This is a genomic window from Nostoc linckia z4 (assembly GCF_002608075.1).
GTDB lineage: Bacteria > Cyanobacteriota > Cyanobacteriia > Cyanobacteriales > Nostocaceae > Nostoc > Nostoc linckia.
The window spans coordinates 1-14,379 of the sequence record NZ_LAHA01000107.1 but is presented as its reverse complement, the minus strand read 5'-3'; the positions used below and the strand labels follow the sequence as shown (position 1 = coordinate 14,379).

Genomic DNA, 14,379 nt, shown 5'->3' with positions numbered 1-14,379 from the left:
TTGGGTTTGCTATCTGGGTGTAAATCTTTTGGGTAAAGGCTTACATTCTTACGGTTGGTTTTTCTAAAAAACTCGCCAAAATATAGCAATCCTATTTCAGTTGTCAAAAATATCAGTGGTGGCTGTAGTCATCAATCATCTTCATTTAACAATGCAACTAGTTTTTTTCGGTTATCATTAACTCCGCTTCCTACCTCTTTAACTATTTTTTTTATCTGATATCCTTTAGCTTCGCAGTAGCGTACAAGTCTTTCGGCTTGACTATCTAAGTTGCTTTTATTTTCAGCACTAGATACTCTTGTATAAATAACAACGCCTTCAAATGTTTTTTGTACATCCACAATCACTGTACCTGTAGGAAGTTGGGTGGCTTTAAGTTCACCACGTTTCCACATCCTCCAAGCAGTCTGATAGCTGATTCCTTTTGACTTGGCATAGTCAGATAGTTTCATTCGTAAACTATACCACCAATGATTATATCTGAATATATCTGACTATATTTTTATTATTTAAACTTCATACCAAATTCCTTATTTTAAAAAATTAAACAGATTTACCAAACGATATCCGCGAGTGTAAAGTGGAACTGGAGCGCCAATATTCTGCCTATTCTTAGCTTCTTCAACAGTTTCATCAAAGACAATTAGCGTTTCATTGCCAACTTTCAGCCAATCTTCATAAGGCACGCTCATATCTTCTTCCACACCAGCAATACTAGGTGGTATCATTGCTCGGTAAGCTTCGTTAAATTTTCTGCGGAACCGAAAATCTACTGAAATTCTCAGACCTTCATTTTTTCGTCTTACCGTTTGGTGTAATCCACGGGCATCATTAAAGTACATCGTACCATGTTGTAATTGTGCTTCCGTGTAGGAAACAACCATTGGAATATCTAGACCTTCATTGAAGTCTGACATTACGCGCATAGCTGGTAATTCCATTTCGCGGGGCATTTCACCTGCTTCGATGGTTATATTATCAATGTCACCAAATAGTGGTAGAACTACTACAGTTGCATCAGCGGGAACACCTGCCCAAACATCGCTATGGCACTTTGAGCTAGCAAAGGGCAAACCCAATTTTGTTGCGTCAGTTTTGCCGTAGACCATACGGAGATTGACCGGTAAATCTACTGCATCGATTAAATCATTTGCTCCTAGTTGATAAAAAGCTTCAGCTACGCTTTTTTGAAACAGGTTAAATGCCAGAGTGTGTTCTCGCTTAGGCATCAAAAGACCAGTACCAGTGTAGTTTGGCAAAGTATTTCTGGCAGCCAGCAGCCGTTCAAGCATTTCAGCTTCTGAAAGAATGATGGGGCTATTGAGGCAAGCCGATATGTAACCAGCGGCAGCAACTCGGATTTGCTGGAATAACTCAGACTTTAATGTGTGTTCAAACAGCAGTCGATACTGGCGTTTGGTAGCCATTTTATCAGCCAGTTCATCAAAGAGGCGATCGCCAAGCTCAGAAAATGCGTAGGCGTAGCCCGTCGTAGACATCGCAGGCTCATGTTCTAAGATAGACACTGGTGACTCTACTGGCAGTTTTGTTAACATTATTTCTCCACAAAGTTCTTTGAAGTTAGCTAAATAACTCGATACATTCAAAGCTAGTTCGTTTTCAAAACCAGTCTGGTTACTATAAATTAACAAGATTCTCTTAGTGACACTTCGTTAAATATACTGTTTTACTTTTACTATTTATCTTAATTAAAAGAGCAAATTTTCACTATTTTAGTAAAGTAAAGATGAATTTAAATCTTAAATTATGCAACTATCAATATATAAAGTATATTTAAAATCCTAAGTGTCAAAACTTCATGAACATAGATAATTGTAAACTACTGTTTTTTAAAAAAATTACGAAGTATATGACATTGGATGTGGCTAATGCTTGAAAATATTCGATTTAAAATATAGGTAAGTACACAAATTAAAATCGGTAAAATCAACGTTAGCATTCAAATATTTAAATGCTAAAAGATATATATTGTCAGTATTAAATACTGATAGCTGTAAATTTTTCCATTGAAACATAAATCAAATATAAATATTTAGTTTAAAATGTCAATCTTCGATAGCAAAAATTCAACTAAAAACTTATATAATCGCACAGCATCAGAGTGGATTAGAGGAGAACCTATTTCATTATCAGACTTTACAGCCCGCCCTTTTGTACTGGGGCTTTGTGAACCTGTTAATGGCTTGCGGGTACTGGATATAGGTTGTGGTGAAGGTTATTGCAGCAGAGAATTACGGCGACGCGGTGCAGCACAAGTACATGGCATAGACCTTTCGCAAAGTATGATTGAAGCTGCAATTGTGCAAGAAGTAGAGAATGCTTTGGGCATTAGCTATGAAGTTGGATGTGCTACCAATCTCAAGCAATTTAATAATGGTGAACTTGACTTAGTTGTTGCAGTTTTTCTATTTAATTATTTAACAATTGCTCAGACACAAGAATGCATGACAGAAGTTGCACGCGTTCTTCGTCCCGGCGGTCGATTTGTATTCAGCGTTCCCCATCCATCCTTTCCATATATGCGGGAGCCAGGATATCCATTTTATTTTCAAGTCGAGGGTAAAGGCTACTTCAGCAAGCGCGATCGACAGTTTCCTGGCCGTATTTGGAAACGAGACGGTTCCTGGCTAAATGTGCAATTGATTCACAAAACTTTTGAGGATTATTTTAATGCCCTTAAAATTGCTGGCTTCAATACGATGCCAATCCTACAAGAATTACGTGTGACTCCAGAACATATCGCACTAGATGAGTCATTTTTTAGCCCCTTACTCGATCAACCCCTCCATCTAGCCATACAAGTATCACGATGACACAAACACTTTCTTTAGCTAAAAATTCCTTTCAAAAAATAGCTGATAATCATCCTTTATGGAACCATGAGTTTCTAATGCACTGTCGTAGTGGAAATTTATTTCTACCAGATGTACAGATGCTAGCTGTTCAGATGTACAAATTCTCGAAAGAATTTAATCGTATCCTAGCTAGCATCTTGTCTTGTTGCCAAGATGAAAGTACTCAGTTAGTCATCTTAGAAAACCTGTTTGATGAAATGGGACAAGGAGATGTCACTAAGTCCCACCCAGAATTGTTTCGTCAATTTACCCGCGCACTTGGTATCCATGACGAAACTTTAGCAGCATTACCTACTGCACCAGAAACTCGTGCGTTGATTGATACCTACTTACAGATACCTCACAAGTATGGCTATTTAGCTGCGCTGGGTGCTGTCTGTTATGCTTCCGAAGGAATTGTTAGTTCTTTGTACGCACAACTATACAAAGGAATTGTTGGTGCTGCTCCCTTACCCAAAGAATCACTGATCTTTTTTGAAGTTCATATTAATATCGATGATAGTCATGCGGCGAAGCTAGCAGCAGTAATTGAAGCTCAACTAGGAATGATTGAAGATGACATCAAGATTAAACAAGCAATTGTAGAAGCTATGGACGCTAGATTTGAATTTTTTAATGGAATTCAACAGCAAATCTCCCAATATAGCTTGTCTTCAGGTTCCATGCTGCTTATAAGCGCATAATTGCAGTTAAAAGGAAAGAGTGAAAATACGGTTGTGAACCTAGTAGTTCGTAGTATTAAAATGCGGACAGCTTTACCGAAAGACAGTGAGAAAGCCCATTTCTTTTAGGGATGGGATGAATTGCCATTCGCCGTTTTAGTCATTAGTGCTATTAAACACAAATGACTTGAAATCCTAGCCGCTTAAAGCCGGGGACGAGTTAACAATTTCTTGGGTTTTTAAAACTGTAATCAGAGATTTTAAAATTTAGCTCAACTAAATATTGTCATTTGAATCTCAGTCAAATTCACGAAGCAAAATTAGGTGTAACCACAGGAGACTTCCATGTATGGATTAGTGAACAAGGCGATTCAAGACATGGTGTGCAGTCGTTTTGGCGAAGAAACTTGGAAAGTAATTAAGCACAAAGCAGAGGTGGATGTAGATGTTTTCATCAGTATGGAAGGCTATCCTGATGACATCACCCATAGGTTAGTACAAGCTGCTAGTGGTGTTTTGAATTTATCTGCGGCAGAAATTATGCAAGCCTTTGGGGAATTCTGGGTTCAGTACACAGCCCAAGAAGGCTATGGCGAAATGATGGATATGAGTGGAGATACACTACCTGAATTTCTGGAAAATCTCGACAATCTTCATGCTCGTGTAGGAGTTAGTTTTCCCAAACTCCAGCCTCCATCATTTGAGTGTACTGATATGGAGGAAAATTCCCTTAACTTACACTATCGTTCTGATAGAGAAGGACTAGCACCAATGATTCTTGGTTTAGTCAAGGGATTGGGAACTAGGTTTGATACACAAGTTCATATTACTCAAACCCAGAGTCGAGATGAAGGTGGTGGACATGATGAATTTTTAGTGATTTACAAACCAAATTGACCGCAGGACAGCAGCATGGCTCCTCCTTACCTGACGCTTTCACCAGAGTTACTGGCGAAAGCTTTTCCTTTCCATTTTGTATTTAACCGCGATCGCAAAATTGTACAAGCGGGCGATGTTTTAGAACGTATTAGTCCAGAACCACTAGTTGGTAAATTGATTGAGCAGCATTTCCAAATCAATCGTCCAAAAATTGTGGTCGATTTTGATGCTATTAGTAAACAGTCTCGTGCCCTGTTTATCCTAGAGTTTCTCCACAATCGAATGCAGCTCAAAGGTCAGATGATGTATCACCCAGAGCAGGAGGTGATATTTTTTTTAGGTTCTCCTTGGATTACTGATACAACTAGTCTTGTTCCTTTGGGTATCAAGCTTAAAGACTTTGCAATTCACGACCCCATCGTTGATTTTCTATTTTTGTTACAAGCACAGAACACTGCTTTGGCTGATGCCAAAAAGTTAACAAGTGAACTCAAACAACAAAGATCGCAACTACGCAGTGCCCTACAAATCAAAGAAAATCTCGCGGAAATTGCTGAGGCTCAAGCTAAAAAATTGGAAAACTCTCTCAAAGAACTCCAGCAAACTCAAGCCCAATTGGTTCAAGCTGAGAAAATGTCTAGTTTAGGGCAATTAGTCGCGGGAGTTGCTCACGAAATTAATAATCCTGTTAACTTTATTTATGGAAATATCAAATTTGTCAAAGATTATACAGAATATTTGCTGAATTTGGTGGCTCTTTATCAGCAATTTTATACGAATCCTACCCCAGAAATTCAAAAATATATTGAGCAAATTGAGTTAGATTTTTTACTAGAAGATTTGCCCAAAATTCTCGATTCAATGGAATTAGGAGCCGAAAGGATCTCAGAAATTGTGTTGTCTCTGAGGAACTTCTCGCGTCTTGATGAAGCAGAGAAGAAAAGTGTTGATGTTCACCAAGGACTAGACAGTACTTTGCTGATTTTACAAAATCGCTTCAAGAGCAGCATCGATCATCCTGGTATTAAAATAATTAAAAATTACGGAAATTTACCTTTGGTAGATTGCTACCCTGGTCAACTCAATCAAGTATTCATGAATATTATTAGTAATGCCGTCGATGCACTAGATCAGCATAACAATAAACGAGGAATCACAGAAATTCATGCTAATCCTAATACTATTACAATTACTACAGAAATAATTGAAACTAACTGTGTAATCTGCATTGCTGATAATGGTTCCGGAATGACAGAAGCAGTAAAAGAACGACTGTTCGATCCATTTTTTACAACTAAGCCTGTTGGAAAAGGTACAGGATTGGGTTTATCAATTAGCTATCAAATTGTGGTAGAAAAACACGGAGGAACACTCAAATGTATATCACAACCGGGGCAAGGAACCGAGTTTTGGATTGAAATTCCTCTATCTGTGAAAAAGCAAGCAGTGAGTTCAGAATTCAGAAGTCAGGAGTCGGAATTCAGAAGTAATGCAGGCTTAATGCCTAGCTACTAAAACTATTTTTAATGCAAATATAGCAATCTTATTTCAGTTGTGAAAAATATCAGTGTTAACTGTTGACAGTCAACAAGCCTAATATGTAATATTTCACAAATTATTTAACATTGCCATATATTAAAATTATGATTTGATATTGGAAAAATTCCGGTTTTCGACGCAAATTCCTGTGAGTGATGCGTTGGTAGCATTAGACAAGAGTGCAAAAGTGCTTTTTGCACTCTTGTGGGAAAAGGGAAAATACCAAACCTTTCCCTTTTCCTGACTTCTCTTAGAAGTTTATTGACTTCAGTAGGAGTGGGCGATCGCCAAACAAAAACAACTGGCATACCTGTAGCAAGTTACACTAACTGTATTGTAAAAACGGTGCATCAGATTACTGAGTTTTGAGTTATGATTTATGAGTTTTATTCCTAACTTTTAATTCCTAACTTTTTACCTGTAGCGATCGTGAATCTACGCCACCTGATTCCAATTTTTGATAATTCCGTCTCCAACTGGGCATTAGAAGCGCGGTTATTGCGCTGGCTAATATTCATTTGGTTGTTCGTCGGCTTGATTATGCTATTTTCAGCATCCTATCCTGTTGCTGATGCACGTCATCATGATGGATTGTACTACTTTAAACGGCAACTACTTTGGGTCTTAGTTGCCTTATTCGGATTCAATACTATTGTCAACTCGCCATTGCAGAAAATTTTGGGGCAATCCCATTGGTTTTTGATGGTGTTTTTGACGTTAATTTTTGTGACGCTGATTCCAGGATTGGGAAAAAAGGCTTTTGATGCAGCGCGTTGGATAGCGATCGGGCCAATTCCCATCCAACCCTCGGAATTGATTAAACCCTTTTTGGTGCTGCAAAGTGCGCGACTTTTCGGTCAGTGGGAACGAATTAGTTGGCGGGTTCGCTGCGGTTGGCTAGTTATTTTTGGTTTAGTACTTTTAGGAATTCTTGCCCAGCCGAATTTAAGTACAACAGCACTTTGTGGTATGACTATTTGGCTAATTGCCTTGGCGGCTGGATTGCCTTATAAATACTTGGGAGGGACAGCCTTGGGTGGTGTGATGCTGGCTGTACTGAGTATTAGCATCAAAGAATATCAACGTAAACGGGTGATGTCGTTCCTCAATCCTTGGGCTGACGCCACAGGAGATGGTTACCAGTTGGTGCAAAGTCTACTAGCTGTTGGTTCTGGTAGAACTTGGGGAGCTGGATTTGGGCTTTCCCAACAAAAATTATTTTATTTGCCAATTCAGGACACCGATTTTATTTTTGCTGTGTTCGCGGAAGAGTTTGGTTTTGTTGGCAGTATCGTGCTGTTGGCACTTTTAGCGATATTTGCAACTCTGGGATTAGTCGTGGCGTTGAAGGCGAAAAATTCAGTGCATCGGTTGGTGGCCATCGGTGTGACGATTTTAATGGTAGGACAATCATTGCTGCACATTGGTGTTGCTACAGGTTCTCTACCAACTACAGGGTTACCCTTGCCGTTGTTTAGTTACGGTGGTAATTCCATGATTGCTAGCTTAATAGCTAGTGCGTTACTGATTCGGGTAGCACGCGAAAGTAGCGAAGCTGAGGTAGTACCCTTGCGAAAACCAACGTTATCAAATGGGCAAAAACGCCGAACTTTTCATAAAACCAGGAATTAAGCTAACAAAAGCTAAATCAAATGGTGTAGGCTAGCAAACACCGCAGGTATCATCACTTCAAAATCAAGTTCAACTTTAACTTCTACCGTGGGCGTTAGTTAACCAGAGCATCCTATAAAAAAGTCGCCTTTACTGCTGTTTATAAATTATCGAGATCCATAGTTGCAATCATGATATTAATCTGCGTTCCATTCTTTTTAGGACTTACGCAAAAGTAGGAATAAACTAACCGCAAAGGACGCATAGGGCACGAAGTTATAAGAGTTTGAGAGAGTTATTGCGTAAGTCCTACTTTTTTCAAATTGGTATAAATTTTGAATTCTGAATTCTCTTTTAATTAAGCTTGAACAATATTTTTGTTAAACCCTCACCTAACTTTTCAATAGATTCTTGCTGTTTGGGATCTTTTAACGTGCCATCAGCATTGAAGGCTTCATAAGCTTTGGATACGGCTATTTGGTCGGGAAGTACCAAAACTTTGATGTTTCCCAAAATAGAACGCAGGTGAACTAACCCCCGCAAACCACCAAGACCGCCTGGAGAAGCGCTCATAATTGTAGCAACTTTACCCGAAAAAGCCGCCAAGGGAGATTCGTTTGGATATGGACGCGATGCCCAATCGATAGCATTTTTCAAAACTGCTGTGAGGGAACTGTTATATTCTGGCGAAGCAATGAGAAATCCCTGATGAGAAATCATCAAATCCTTCAATGTGCGGGCGTTGGCAGGCATTCCTTCTTGAGCTTCCAAATCTTCATCATACAGAGGTAAGGGCAAATCCCGTAGGTCTAAATCTGTAACTTCTGCGCCTGCTGCCTTGGCACCAGCCGCCGCAATTTTTACTAATTTTTTGTTGTAAGAATCTATACGGGTACTGCCAGCAAAAGCTAGGATTTTCGGTGTAAATGTCATAGTTTTAGGTTGAGTGTAACAGATTGGCTAACTCAGCTGCATTATCCTGTTTTCAGGCGATCGCTTTTTCTTACCTTTAGATTTTCTTTACAAACTTTTTTTCAGTTACCTCATTGACAAAGAAGTGTCCATCCTAGAAAAATAAACAATTCAGAAGATTAAAACAGATAGAATAGTCTCAAGCGAGGAGAAATAACTAAGGCAAAGCGCAATGGGAAATCCATTTCCTGGAATGAACCCATATTTGGAACAACCTGAACTGTGGCATCAAGTTCACAATCGTTTGATTGTAGCTATCGCTGATGACCTGACTCCTCAAATTGCGCCGAAATACCGAGTTTCCATAGAAGAACGAGTTTACACTAGTGTAGATGATATCTTACTTGTGGGAATTGCTGATGTAGCAGTTGCTAACCGTAACACCATAGATATCAGCACAACTTTGACTGCTGCAAAACTTACTGAACCCAGTAAAGTGAAGGTTCCAATACCAGAACAACTGACAGAGCGATTTTTAGAGGTGCGAGCAACTCAAAGTCAAGAAGTAGTTACTGTGGTAGAAATACTTTCCCCTAAGAATAAACGCTCAAAAGAAGGTAGAGCCGCCTATCAAAGCAAACGACAGAAAATTTTGGCTTCTGGGACTCATTTGGTAGAAATTGACCTCTTAAGGCAAGGAGAGTCAATGCCTGTTTTTGGAGCGATCGCCACAGATTATAGTATCTTGGTGAGCCGCAGCTACAACAGACCTGATGCAGATTTATATACTTTCGACTTAAAACACCCAATTCCTGTTTTTCCTGTGCCTTTACGTGAAGGAGAACCTGAGCCAATAATTGACTTGCAAAGGTTACTCAATGAAGTTTATGAACGTGCTAGATTTGACTTGGCAATTGATTATTCACAACCTTTAAAAATAGTCAGATCGCCCCAGGAAGAAGCTTGGGTGAAAGAAATTTTACATAAAATATGAAGACTCGATCGAACAAAACTCAGCTGCATGATTCTGTTTTAGGCGATCGCTTTTTCTTACCTTTGGTATAAATTTTCTGTGTTTTCAAAGAAAAAAGAATTTGTTTTGAGCAAAAAGCAGTCACAGAAAACAAGGTATCCTGATTTAAATCTACTGTTTTTAAGGGAACTCCAAAAAATAAATTGTTCCGATTTAGGTCGTTGACTGTTCACTGTTAACTACTGACTGTCAACGGTCAACGGTCAACATTTAACAGTCTTTTGTGGAATATTTTTTTACTTGGAAGTCCCTAAGAGGATGTTTGGAATTGTTACCTGTTGTCTGTTCTCTTTGAACTAGCTCAAAAGTAGTAGCAAAAAGAGTTTACGCTCAAGTCATACTGCTATGCTACTTGAGTTTTGTCAGCTAACCAGCTACGTTAAGTGTATGGGAAGCTTTCAAAACAATGTCAACCTTACTATATTTTGTAATTGCTGTTCTTGTGCTTTTAGTGATAGGAATTGGGGTTTATTTCCTGACTCCTCGGAAATATCAATCCTCTGCCACAGTCGCCAATTCCTACGATGATTGGACTGTTGACGGCATCCTGGAGTTTTATTGGGGAGAACACATTCACCTCGGTCACTACGGTTCGCCACCACGACGCAAGGATTTTTTGGCTGCTAAATCTGACTTTGTGCATGAAATGGTTAAATGGGGTGGTTTAGATAAATTACCTCTTGGTAGCACCGTTTTAGATGTCGGCTGTGGTATTGGCGGTAGCAGCCGGATTCTAGCGCGAGATTATGGATTTGCCGTTACAGGAATCACCATCAGTCAAGAGCAGGTGAAACGCGCCCAGGAATTAACGCCCCCAGGAGTTAACGCCCAGTTTGCGGTGGATGATGCAATGGCATTGTCATTTCCAGACGGTAGTTTTGATGTAGTCTGGTCGATTGAAGCAGGCCCCCACATGCCCGATAAAGCCGTTTTTGCTAGAGAATTAATGCGGGTGCTAAAGCCTGGTGGAATTTTGGTTGTCGCTGACTGGAATCAGAGGGATGACCGCCAAAAGCCGCTAAATTTCTGGGAAAAACCAGTAATGAAACAACTCCTCGAACAGTGGTCTCATCCAGCTTTTTCCAGCATAGAAGGATTTAGTGAACTTTTAGCAGAGACGAAATTAGTCGAGGGAGAAGTGATTACAGCAGACTGGACAAAACAAACACTTCCTTCTTGGTTAGATTCCATCTGGCAAGGAATAGCTAGGCCAGAGGGATTAGTGCGTTTTGGGCTGTCTGGTTTTATCAAGTCTGTGCGCGAAGTGCCGACTTTATTGCTGATGCGTTTGGCATTTGGTACGGGATTGTGCCGATTTGGAATGTTCCGCGCTGTGCGGGCTAATTCAACCACAGAATTGATACACAAAAACTTTGCTAGCCAAACTCTCAAATAATTACTCATTCTTTTGTTTGGTTACTTCCAGTAGCTTAACGCTGGCGTAAATAGCATCAATATGGGGTGTGGGAATTTGAGTAAGTTTACCTAATTCTGCCACCGCCCCGACGATGGCATCTATTTCCGTGGGGCGTCCGACTTCAATATCTTGTAGCATTGAGGTTTTGTGAGCACCAACATTTTCGGCACCATTAATGCGCTGTTCTAAGGTAATGCCAAATTTTATACCCAATTTTTCAGCGATCGCCTGAGCTTCTGTCATCATTTGGCGTGCTAGTTCGCGGGTGAGGGGATAACGGCAAATATCCTCTAAAGTCGCACCAGTCAAGGCGCTAATGGGGTTAAAGGCTAGATTACCCCATAATTTTATCCAAATTTCCGTGCGAATTTGATTGCGGATTGGTGCTTTGAATCCTGCGTGTTTGAGAGTTTGTGCCAATAATTGAATGCGATCGCTTTTGCTACCATCGATTTCACCGAGAGTAAAGCGATCGCCTTCAATATGCTTAATGACACCTGGTGCAATTATCTCTGTTGCTGGGTAAACAACACAACCTATGGCACGATTAACACCGATACCAGCTTCAACAATGCCATCAGGGTCAACAGATTTAATGCGTGTTCCTTCATACTCGCCGCCATGATGATGAAAGTACCACCAAGGAATACCATTTTGGGCTGTGATGACCGTTGTGTCTGGATTGTACAGTGGAGAAAGGTAGGGGGCGATCGCTGGAACACTATGAGCTTTTAAAGTTAAAATTACTACATCTTGTTCCCCTGCTTCCTGGATATTACTAGTTGCCAAAGCCGGACGAACAACTTGGCTAGAACCGTCTGTCATCACTAGTTTTAGCCCATCTTTTTGAATTGCTTCCAAATGAGAACCGCGAGCAATTAGCGTCACTGTTTCACCAGCTAGGGCTAATTTTGCTCCCAAATATCCACCAATTGCACCCGCCCCAACAATACAAATTTTCATTTTTTCAAACAAAAATAGATTATAGTTTAGTACGATTTTAAATTGAAAAATTAAAAAATTTATTAGGTAAAACCAAGAGCCAGTAGATAATTAATCTTTCACGATTCCCTACTCCCTAAAAAATAAGTTCACAACTCAAACAGGAATAATCTATGAGTCAAAATTTTCTCGATGCTACTAATCAAGGCAAAAATGATTGGTGGCGCTACTTATTAGGAGTTTTTTTCGTCGTCTTTTCTTACTGGTATATAGGTTCATTGACTTCAGGTATTTTTGCAACTATTTTGTTTTTAGTTTCTAGTGCTGTTAATGGAAATGAGGTTTCTAGTTTACCGTCTGAATTTCAAAACCAATTAGAGCTTTATTTACAGGCTTCGCAAACTCGTTATTTTGTCATTTATAGTATTCCTGTTTTTTGTGCGTCGCTAGCGATATTTGTAACCATTAATTGGTTGCACAAACGGAAAATTCAAACTTTGATTAGTCCTGATAGCTCCTTGAATTTTCAGCGTCTCATTTCAGGATTTATAGCTTGGTTAATGATTTTAATAGCCTTCACAGGAGTAGATTACCTGATACAACCGCAAGTTTATTCCTGGACTTTTGATTTAGCTCAGTGGCTTCCACTTTTTCCTTTAGTTTTAGTGCTTACTCCCATCCAAACCTCCGCCGAAGAATTTTTGTATCGTGGTTATTTACTTCAAGGACTGGGGCTATTATCTCGGCAACGACTTGTATTAATCATTGTTACCAGTTTGTTGTTTATGCTGCCACACTTGAGTAATCCAGAAATGCAACGAGGAGAAATATGGGTAGCATTGCAATACTTTTCATGGGGTGTATTTTTTTCAGCACTGACCCTAAAAGATAATCGCCTAGAACTTTCTTTAGGTGCCCATGCAGCAAATAATATTTTTGCTTTTTTATTTGTTAATACTAAAGATTCGGTAATTACTACACCTGCCGTCTTAACTATCAACGATCCTGGAGATCCTAAAGTAGGTTTGGTTGTTTTCTGGCTAATGATTGCAATATTTTACTACTTCTTCTTTGGTAAACGAAAACAAACTAGATAAAGCTAACTAGCAAGAATCGTCATTAGTTATTAGTCATTAGTCATTAGAGTGTTGACTGGTGACTGGGGAGTTATTATTCTCCCCCTTCCCTATTCTCCAATACCAAGCAACTTCGCCATCGCCAACCGTTGTAATTTCCCGGTAGCACCACGGGGTAATTGGTCTAAAATGTGAATTTGTTTCGGCACTTTGAAGTTTGCCAGCATAGTTGAACAGTGAGCTAAAAGTTCTTTTTCGCTAGCTTCTGCTTTGAGGACAACAGCAGCGTGAATATCTTCTCCTAAAGATTTATGGGGGACAGCAAAAGCTAAGGCTTCAGCAACGGCGGGATGGCGTAGCAAAATATCATCTACTTCTAAAGGAGAAATTTTTTCTCCACCCCGATTAATCAATTCTTTTATTCGTCCAGTCAGGCAAAGATAGCCATCTTCATCAATTGTCCCTTGGTCTCCTGTGCGGAACCAACCATGAAAAAAAGCAGTGGCGTTGGCTTCTGGGTTATTTTCGTAGCCGTCAATGACATTTGGTGCTTTTACCACCACCTCACCCAAACTTCCTTGGGTTAGCAAGTTACCTTCCGAGTCCATAATACCCACTTCCACACCGAAGCCATAACCGACAGTACCGGCTTTGCGGACTTTTGGCGGTAAGGGGTTAGTAGTCATTAAGTGGGATGCTTCAGTCATGCTGTAAGATTCCACCACAGGAGCATTGAGAGTTGCCTCCATTTGTTCAATGATAACTGGAGGCAAAGAAGCACTACTAGAACGAATAAAACGGAAGCGATTTGCTTTGACAATTTCTGTATTGCGGCTAGCCCGTGCCAAAATTGTTTGGTGCATCGTTGGTGCTGCCGAGTACCAGGTAGGTTTGTAGGTATCTACCAATTTCCAGAACTCCAGGGCGTTAAAACCATCAGGACAAACAAGCGTACCACCAGATGCGAGAGTTGACAACAAACAGCCCACCAACCCATGAACGTGGAACAACGGCATTAAGCACAGTGTAGTGTCAGCTGAAGTGAGCGAATAAGCACTAACAATGTTGTTAGCAGAAGCAATAAGGTTGCGATGACGAATTGGCACCCGCTTAGGACGACTGGTAGTACCGCTGGTGTGGAGTATCATCGCTATATCGTCAGATGAAGGTGGGGGGGATGAGGAGGTGGGGAGATGGGGAGGTGGGGAGATGGGGAGGTGGGGAGATGAGGGAGACAGCAATTCTTCCCCCCCATCCCCCCATCCCCTCATCCCCCCATCCTCTTTGCCAGTCCCCAGTTCAAAGCTCAATGTACCATCAGGATTGACTTTGGCATTGATCGGTATCATATCTGGTGTGAGGGCAGCAATGGCCGCTTCTGGTTCCTCAGACAGTGTAATTAGTGCTTTTGCCTGGGTATCTGCATAGTAGA

13 protein-coding genes are annotated in these 14,379 nt (G+C 40.3%); 8 read left to right on the top strand and 5 right to left on the bottom strand.

Annotated elements, in window-relative coordinates; all coding sequences use genetic code 11:
* Positions 1-131: 131 nt before the first annotated feature.
* Together VF06_RS37845 and VF06_RS37840 are read right to left on the bottom strand one after the other, a co-directional pair.
* Positions 132-452, bottom strand: a complete 321-nt coding sequence (locus VF06_RS37845; protein WP_218964549.1) for a recombinase family protein — start codon at positions 450-452, stop codon at positions 132-134.
* Between the two features lie 78 nt (positions 453-530).
* Positions 531-1,652: a hypothetical protein gene (locus VF06_RS37840; RefSeq protein WP_244918238.1), complete on the bottom strand. Its 1,122-nt coding sequence runs from the start codon at positions 1,650-1,652 to the stop codon at positions 531-533.
* A 411-nt stretch (positions 1,653-2,063) separates the two neighbouring features.
* Here VF06_RS37840 and VF06_RS37835 point away from each other — a divergent pair, with 411 nt between their 5' ends.
* The 5 genes from VF06_RS37835 to VF06_RS37815 all read left to right on the top strand — a co-directional run bounded on the left by VF06_RS37835 (position 2,064) and on the right by VF06_RS37815 (position 7,588).
* Complete coding sequence (locus VF06_RS37835; RefSeq protein WP_099070976.1) at positions 2,064-2,834, top strand: class I SAM-dependent methyltransferase; 771 nt, start codon at positions 2,064-2,066, stop codon at positions 2,832-2,834.
* The gene (locus VF06_RS37830; RefSeq protein ID WP_099070977.1) at positions 2,831-3,559 is read left to right on the top strand and encodes an iron-containing redox enzyme family protein; all 729 of its coding nucleotides are present in this window, start codon (positions 2,831-2,833) and stop codon (positions 3,557-3,559) included. The genes VF06_RS37835 and VF06_RS37830 overlap by 4 nt, the downstream gene beginning before the upstream one ends.
* A 324-nt stretch (positions 3,560-3,883) precedes the next feature.
* Positions 3,884-4,435, top strand: a complete 552-nt coding sequence (locus VF06_RS37825) for a heme NO-binding domain-containing protein (RefSeq protein ID WP_099070978.1) — start codon at positions 3,884-3,886, stop codon at positions 4,433-4,435.
* Positions 4,436-4,450: 15 nt separating this feature from the next.
* The gene (locus VF06_RS37820; RefSeq protein WP_099070979.1) at positions 4,451-5,932 is read left to right on the top strand and encodes a sensor histidine kinase; all 1,482 of its coding nucleotides are present in this window, start codon (positions 4,451-4,453) and stop codon (positions 5,930-5,932) included.
* A gap of 453 nt (positions 5,933-6,385) precedes the next feature.
* Positions 6,386-7,588: an FtsW/RodA/SpoVE family cell cycle protein gene (locus tag VF06_RS37815; RefSeq protein WP_099070980.1), complete on the top strand. Its 1,203-nt coding sequence runs from the start codon at positions 6,386-6,388 to the stop codon at positions 7,586-7,588.
* 333 nt (positions 7,589-7,921) lie between these two features.
* Here VF06_RS37815 and VF06_RS37810 read toward each other — a convergent pair whose 3' ends face one another.
* On the bottom strand, positions 7,922-8,500 hold the full coding sequence (locus VF06_RS37810; RefSeq protein ID WP_099070981.1) for an NADPH-dependent FMN reductase: 579 nt from the start codon (positions 8,498-8,500) through the stop codon (positions 7,922-7,924).
* Between the two features lie 211 nt (positions 8,501-8,711).
* Between VF06_RS37810 and VF06_RS37805 the strand changes: the two genes are divergently transcribed.
* A complete protein-coding gene (locus VF06_RS37805) occupies positions 8,712-9,473 on the top strand; it encodes a DUF4058 family protein (RefSeq protein WP_099070982.1) in 762 nt (253 codons plus the stop codon).
* Between the two features lie 445 nt (positions 9,474-9,918).
* Complete coding sequence (locus VF06_RS37800) at positions 9,919-10,908, top strand: methyltransferase domain-containing protein (protein ID WP_099070983.1); 990 nt, start codon at positions 9,919-9,921, stop codon at positions 10,906-10,908.
* Here VF06_RS37800 and VF06_RS37795 read toward each other — a convergent pair whose 3' ends face one another.
* Positions 10,909-11,892 carry a 2-dehydropantoate 2-reductase gene (locus tag VF06_RS37795; protein WP_099070984.1) on the bottom strand — a complete coding sequence of 328 codons (984 nt, stop codon included), beginning with the start codon at positions 11,890-11,892 and terminating at the stop codon, positions 10,909-10,911.
* Positions 11,893-12,044: 152 nt separating this feature from the next.
* Here VF06_RS37795 and VF06_RS37790 point away from each other — a divergent pair, with 152 nt between their 5' ends.
* Complete coding sequence (locus tag VF06_RS37790) at positions 12,045-12,968, top strand: CPBP family intramembrane glutamic endopeptidase (RefSeq protein ID WP_099070985.1); 924 nt, start codon at positions 12,045-12,047, stop codon at positions 12,966-12,968.
* Between the two features lie 89 nt (positions 12,969-13,057).
* Here VF06_RS37790 and VF06_RS37785 read toward each other — a convergent pair.
* On the bottom strand, positions 13,058-14,379 hold a 1,322-nt coding region (locus VF06_RS37785), incomplete at its 5' end, for an AMP-binding protein (protein WP_099084309.1).